The organism is Streptococcus suis (assembly GCF_002964575.1).
Taxonomy (GTDB): domain Bacteria; phylum Bacillota; class Bacilli; order Lactobacillales; family Streptococcaceae; genus Streptococcus; species Streptococcus suis_R.
In genome coordinates this window covers 1-824 of sequence record NZ_POQQ01000065.1, presented here as the reverse complement: position 1 = coordinate 824, position 824 = coordinate 1, and the positions used below count along the sequence as shown (strand labels likewise).

The 824-nt window shown below is 45.1% G+C and carries 2 protein-coding genes and 1 pseudogene; 2 read left to right on the top strand and 1 reads right to left on the bottom strand.

Going from position 1 to position 824, the window contains the following annotated elements; genetic code table 11:
• Positions 1-199, top strand: a pseudogene (locus C1E58_RS12430) (transposase); the annotation flags it as partial.
• Between the two features lie 183 nt (positions 200-382).
• Here C1E58_RS12430 and C1E58_RS12630 read toward each other — a convergent pair.
• Positions 383-517, bottom strand: coding sequence for an LPXTG cell wall anchor domain-containing protein (locus C1E58_RS12630; RefSeq protein ID WP_161941139.1), 135 nt, complete (start codon positions 515-517; stop codon positions 383-385).
• A 47-nt stretch (positions 518-564) separates the two neighbouring features.
• Between C1E58_RS12630 and C1E58_RS12020 the strand changes: the two genes are divergently transcribed.
• On the top strand, positions 565-824 hold a 260-nt coding region (locus C1E58_RS12020; RefSeq protein ID WP_161951299.1), incomplete at its 3' end, for a hypothetical protein.

Here is an 824-nt window from a genome sequence, read left to right as displayed (position 1 = left end):
TTAGTCAAAGAGGAATTGACAAGTAAAGAGGGAGCCCGCATTTATGCCAAACGCAAGGTGGATGTCGAACCTGTATTTGGTAGGATGAAGGGTGTTTTTGGCGTGCGCAGAGTCCATGTCAGAGGTCAAAAAGTGGTTGAAACTGAGATAGGATTCCTCCTAATGAGTATGAATCTCACGAAATTGGCTAAGAAATTAGTCCAAGATAATAGAGATAAAAAGAAAAACACAGACAGTACGGCTGGATTTCATCAGAAGCAGCTCAATCTGTCTGTGTATTTTTTAGTTATTGGCTAGTTTTTGCCCAGCCTCTCTAACTCTAGCTTTTCAACAGTCCACTCGGTTGACAATGGGCATCTTTAATACAAATAGTTTCAATGCACTAGTCATTTCTTCTTATTAAAGTTCCAGCCAAAGATAAGCTAGCAACAATAGCGCCCCCACTCATAATCAATATGAATGTTGAGTCTGTTTCACCTGTATTTGGCAATACTGCTACTTTTGTTCCTGGAGCCACCTCTACTTTAAGTGGTCCTGATTGAACTGGAACACTTGGAGTACTCAGTGGGGTTGGAACTACCGATGGAGTTGGAACTACTGGCGCAGTTGGAACTACTGGCACAGTTGGAACTACTGGCGCAGTTGGAACTACCGGTGGAGTTGGAACTACTGGCACAGTTGGAACTACCGGTGGAGTTGGAACTACTGGCGCAGTTGGAACTACCGGTGGAGTTGGAACTACTGGCGCAGTTGGAACTACCGGTGGAGTTGGAACTACTGGCGCAGTTGGAACTACCGGTGGAGTTGGAACTACCGGCGCAGTT